The sequence below is a fragment of the Bradyrhizobium sp. genome (assembly GCF_016462955.1).
Classification (GTDB): Bacteria; Pseudomonadota; Alphaproteobacteria; order Rhizobiales; family Xanthobacteraceae; genus Bradyrhizobium.
Genome location: NZ_JAEMSD010000481.1, coordinates 1 through 5,138 on the forward strand (window position 1 = coordinate 1; position 5,138 = coordinate 5,138).

Genomic DNA, 5,138 nt, shown 5'->3' on the forward strand with positions numbered 1-5,138 from the left:
GCTCGCCCCTGGGCTGATACCTGATCAGGCCGGACGTGGTCTTGTGCTTGCGGATCACGCCCATGTCGGGCTGCTCGGCGTAGGCGTCTTCGAGGCCATAGGCGAGCCAGTCGGCCATGGCATCGCCGATCACCAGCACGTTCTTCTCAGGGATGGTGTCGCGTTTGGCCGGTGCTGGGGCGCGGGAAAAATCCTGGCGCGGCGCCTGCGGCGGCGGCTGCTGGAATGGCGCGAAGAAGTCGCCGCCGAACCAGCCGCCACCCCCACCGCCGCCCCGTGGGGGCGGTGGGGCCGAACGCTGCGGCGGGCCGCCGAAGCCCGGGAAGTTGAAGAACTGCGCAGAAGCAGGTGCTGCGATCGAAACCAGGATCGCAAGCGCCGTCCCCAGCGCGATCAACGGGCCGGTCTCGGTCAGCGCCTTGAACAGGGACTTCTTCGACATGCGATCTCGGGCACGCGCCATGGGGACTGGAGGTATCTCGACATAATAGCGGAATCAGGCGCCAAGCGGGCAGATTCTCTCGCAGATTCTTCGGCCATACACCGGGGAACCGCCGCTCCCGTCAAGGCCATCAGCCGAAATCCCCCTTCAGGGTTACTTTCAAACCGATTTTACCGCCCGCGCAGCCGGTCCAGCATGTCAGAGGAGGCAAACCCGTCCGCAGGCGCTCCGATCGAGGCCTGGAAATGGCGCAGCGCCTCGCGGGTCTGACCGCCGAACTGGCCGTCCGGGGTACCCTTGTAGAAGCCGCGCTGGGCCAGCAGCTGCTGCAGCTCCAGCCGCTCGGTCCGCGACAGCTCGCGCTCTTGGCGCGGCCAGGGCTGCACAAAGGGCTGTCCACCACGCAGGCGGTCGGCGAAATGACCGATCGCCAGTGCATAGGCTTCGGCCGGGTTGTATTTCATGATGACGCGGTAATTCTGCAGCATCAGGAAGCCCGGTCCCTGCGCACCGGCCGGTGCGAGCAAATAGGCTTTCTCCGCCGGGTGCGGGAAGGCCTGCCCGGTGGCCCGCTTGAGCCCGAGCTTCTCCCATTGCGCGATCGGCATGGCCTTCGCGCGATCCGCCAGCATGTAGTTGAAGCCTTGCGGCACCGCGACCTCGTAGCCCCAGGTCTGGCCCGGCTGCCACCCATCCTTCTTCAGATTGTTGGCGGTCGAGGCAATCAGGTCGGTCGGATTGTCGACGACGTCCCGCCGGCCGTCGCCATCGCCGTCCACCGCGAAGCGCTTGAACGCGGTCGGCATGAACTGGGTCGGGCCGAAGGCGCCGGCCCAGGAGCCGCGCAGCTGCTCGGGCCGCAGGTCGCCGCGGTTGAGGATCTCCAGCGCGGAGAGGAACTCGTCCTTGAAATAGGCCTGGCGCCGGCCGATGCAGGCGAGCGTGGCGGTCGATTGCAGCACGCTACGGTCGCCCATCTGCGTCGAGTAATTGGATTCGATGCCCCAGATCGAGGCGATGATGTAGCGGTCGACGCCGGTGGCCTTTTCAGTCGCGTCGAACTGCGCCTTGTACTTGGCGAGCACCTCGCGGCCCTTGGCGAGGCGGTTGTCGTTCACGAGGATGTCGAGATAGGCCCAGATCGACTTGGTGAACTCCGGCTGCGAGTCCATCAGGTCCATGATGCGCAGATCGGGCGAGAGCCCCGCGGTGAAGCGCTGGAAGTTCTCCTGCGTGACACCGCGCCGTGCGGCATCGGGCCACATCGCGGCGACGCAATTGCTGAAATTACCCGCGGCCTCGCGGATCGCGGCAGCCGTCATCAGCGGATGACCGGAGGCGCCGTCCTCGCCGGTCCAGGGCAATGCTGCCGTCGGCGTACCGCCGGGGCCGGGCGAGGGTTGCGCCGGTGCCGGGTTCGATCCGGAGAAGATGCCGCCGAACAAGTTAGACAGGCCGTTCTGCGACTGGGCCTGCGCGCCGGCCGGCAGCAGCAAAGCGGCCGCAACCACCGCTCCGCCCGCCCGTCTTGCCAGTCCTGCCACTGATTGCATCATGTCCCACCCGTCGGCCCGAGAATAATCCGCCACAGGAGGCCCGGTTAGCGTTGCCAATAGCTTAACAAAGGTGAAATTTTGGTGACGGCCTTTTTCTTAACTCTGACTGTCCGAGGCCCCACATCCGCCTTTGTTGGCGGCTGCAAACAGGCTAGCAAGAAGCCATTGCTCCCGTCACATGTGCCCCCAGGTATTCGATCAATCACATGAGAATTCGCAAAGCCGTATTTCCCGTCGCCGGCCTCGGCACCCGCGTCCTGCCCGCCACCAAGGCGATGCCGAAGGAAATGCTGACCATCGTCGACAAGCCGCTGATCCAGTACGTCTATGACGAAGCCAGGGAAGCCGGCATCGAGCACTTCATCTTCGTCACCGGCCGCAACAAGAACGTCATCGAGGATCATTTCGACCGGATGTTCGAGCTCGACACCACGCTCGCCGCGCGCGGCAAGAAGGCCGAGCAGGACATCCTGGCGCAGAACCAGCCCGAAGCCGGCGCCGTCAGCTTCACGCGCCAGCAGGCGCCGCTCGGCCTCGGCCATGCCGTCTGGTGCGCGCGCGACATCGTCGGCAACGAGCCGTTCGCAGTCGTGCTGCCGGACGAACTCGTGCTGAACACGCCCGGCTGCCTGAAGCAGATGATGGAGATGGCCTCCTCGCTCGGCGAGAAATCCAACCTGATCGCGGTCGAGGCGGTGCCCGATCATCTCACCCATCAATACGGCATCTGCGGCGTCGGCAAGCGCAACGGCAAGATGTTCGAGGTCGACGGCATGGTCGAGAAGCCGGCCAAGGGAACCGCGCCCTCCAACCTCTCGATCACCGGCCGCTACATCCTCCAGCCCGAGATCTTCAAGATCCTGGAAACCCAGGAGCGCGGCGCCGGCGGCGAGATCCAGCTCACCGACGCGATGATCGGCCTTGCCAAGTCGCAGAAATTCTACGGCGTCGAGTTCGACGGCGAGCGCCACGATTGCGGCTCCAAGCCAGGCTTCCTGCGCGCCAACATCGCCTACGGCATGCAGCGCCCGGAATTGCGCGACGGCCTGATCGCGGAAATGAAAAAGTATCTGGGGCAGTAGCAGGCGCTATCTCTCCACTCGTCATTGCGAGGAGCGAAGCGACGAAGCAATCCAGACTGGCTCTAAGGAAACAGTCTGGATTGCTTCGCTTCGCTCGCAATGACGGCGAGAGAGGCTCACGCCACCAGCGACAGCTGAGACAGGCTGGCAACCACCGACTGGTTGCGCCCGCCGGCCTTGGCCGCGTAGAGCGCCTTGTCCGCGGCGGCGACCAGGACGGGCCAGTCCATGCCGGCGGCGGGAACGAGGCTGGCAATGCCGCAGGAGACCGTCGACATCGCCTGATCGTCGGACCAGCCCTGCACCTTGAGGCGGATGGTCTCGGCCACCTTGAAGGCATTAGCGGCCGGGGTGTCCGGCAAAAGCACCGCGAATTCCTCGCCGCCATAGCGCGCGACGCAGTCGCCGGCCCGGCTCACCGAATCGGAAATGCAGATGGCGATACCGACCAGCACCTGGTCACCGGCCTGGTGGCCGAACGTGTCGTTGTAGGCCTTGAAGTGATCGGCATCGATCATGAGCAGCGCGATCGGCGCCTTCTGACGCATGGCGCGGCGCCATTCGACGTCGATGACGGAATCGAACTTGCGGCGGTTCTTCAGGCCCGTGAGCGCGTCCGTCGTCGCCATCTCCTCGAGCTTGCGCTCTGCCTCGGCGCGCCGGTGGATCTCGCGCGCGAGCACCAGCGTCGAGGCCAGCATGAACAGGATCAGCGCTAGGACCACGGCGCCGATACGATAGGCTTCCTTCCGCCAAATCTCGAACACGGCGGTCAGCGGTTTGCCTGCTACCACGAACATCGGAGCAGAGCCGGTGCTGCGCACGTAGAGGCGCGGCGTCGCGTCCACCGGTCCCTGCCCGGCGTAGGCTCCGCCGGATTTGAGATTGTCGGCCTTCCAGGTCTGGCGCTCGTTCAGGTTCTTGCCGATGACGTCGAGGTCGAACGGCCGCCGCATCATGATGGTGCGGTCGCGCTTGAGCACGGTGATGGTGTCGTCGGGATCGAGCTTGAGCCGATCGAACAGCTCGTGGAAATAGCTGAAGTGGATCGAGCCGGCGACGACACCCATGAAGCCGCCGTCCGAGTCGCTGATGCGCCGGCTCAGCACGATCGAGTAGGCCCCGCGAAACAGCATGGGGCGGCTGATGAACAGCCCCTGTCCGGGATTGTCGCGGTGAACCCTGAAATAGTCCTCCTCGCTCCGGTCCTCCGGCAGGGGATCGAGCGTGGAGGCGTCGATGGTCAGCCGGCCGCCGGCATCGAACACCTGGATGGCACCGAAATGTTTCGCGGTGGTGGCGTGGTCGAACAGGATCAGGTGACGGATCGGCCGCGAGACCGTCGTGAGTTCGGGCAACAGCATGTTGCTGGCGACCGCCTTCAGAGACAGATCGTAGATCTCGACGTTGCGGCTGATGTCGGATTCGATGGTGGTCGCGAGGTTCTCCAGTGTCTGGCGGGCGAGCGCCTCCTCGCCGCGTCGCATGTCGAGCATGACGTTGACGCAAATGGCCGAAAATCCGATCACCGTCACCACGGACGAGACGATCAGCAGTTTCGCCGAAATCCGCCACGGCCCGCGGGCCGTTATCTCACGCCATCCAGACAGCATCATCGCTCCCGATACCAGTGGATGCGCCCGAAATCTTGAGTAGTGTTTAAGGCAGGACGGCGCGGCGCCAATGAGTTAAGGATCGGTTTATGCGCCTAACGATTTTTGGCAGGCTTGATCTTCCGGGGCCGACGAGAGGACAGACGTGAACGATTACGACGCATTGCGCGATTTTCTGCAGCGGCAGAAGCAGGAGGAGTTCGTGCTGAGCTTCGAACAGATCGAGGAGATCATCGGCGCGGCGTTGCCGCGCGCGGCCCAGCGTGCCTCCTGGTGGGACAGCCTGCGCAGCCCTGACATCCAGATGCCGCAACGCGAAGCCTGCCTCGCCGCCGGGTTCGTGGCGACACGGATGCCGGATGGTGCGAGCGTGCGGTTCAGGAAGCAGAAGAACGAGCGACGGCGGTGATGTTTATGGGGCGCGCTCTTCCCCTCTCCCACAAGG

At 64.7% G+C, this 5,138-nt stretch carries 4 protein-coding genes and 1 pseudogene; 2 read left to right on the forward strand and 3 right to left on the reverse strand.

The window, feature by feature from the left end:
• Both JHD07_RS32255 and JHD07_RS32260 read right to left on the reverse strand, forming a co-directional pair.
• A pseudogene (locus tag JHD07_RS32255) lies at positions 1–442 on the reverse strand (DUF459 domain-containing protein); the annotation flags it as partial.
• A 170-nt stretch (positions 443–612) separates the two neighbouring features.
• Positions 613–1,998, reverse strand: a complete 1,386-nt coding sequence (locus JHD07_RS32260; RefSeq protein WP_291629485.1) for a lytic murein transglycosylase — start codon at positions 1,996–1,998, stop codon at positions 613–615.
• Between the two features lie 206 nt (positions 1,999–2,204).
• Between JHD07_RS32260 and JHD07_RS32265 the strand changes: the two genes are divergently transcribed.
• Entirely contained in the window at positions 2,205–3,080 is an 876-nt protein-coding gene (locus JHD07_RS32265) for a UTP--glucose-1-phosphate uridylyltransferase (RefSeq protein ID WP_291629486.1), read from the forward strand.
• A gap of 116 nt (positions 3,081–3,196) precedes the next feature.
• Here the strand turns inward: JHD07_RS32265 and JHD07_RS32270 are convergent, their stop codons facing one another.
• The gene (locus JHD07_RS32270; protein WP_291629488.1) at positions 3,197–4,693 is read right to left on the reverse strand and encodes a diguanylate cyclase; all 1,497 of its coding nucleotides are present in this window, start codon (positions 4,691–4,693) and stop codon (positions 3,197–3,199) included.
• 145 nt (positions 4,694–4,838) lie between these two features.
• On the opposite strand from JHD07_RS32270, the gene JHD07_RS32275 reads away from it, so the two are divergent.
• Positions 4,839–5,102, forward strand: coding sequence for a hypothetical protein (locus JHD07_RS32275; protein ID WP_291629490.1), 264 nt, complete (start codon positions 4,839–4,841; stop codon positions 5,100–5,102).
• The last annotated feature ends 36 nt before the right edge of the window (positions 5,103–5,138 follow it).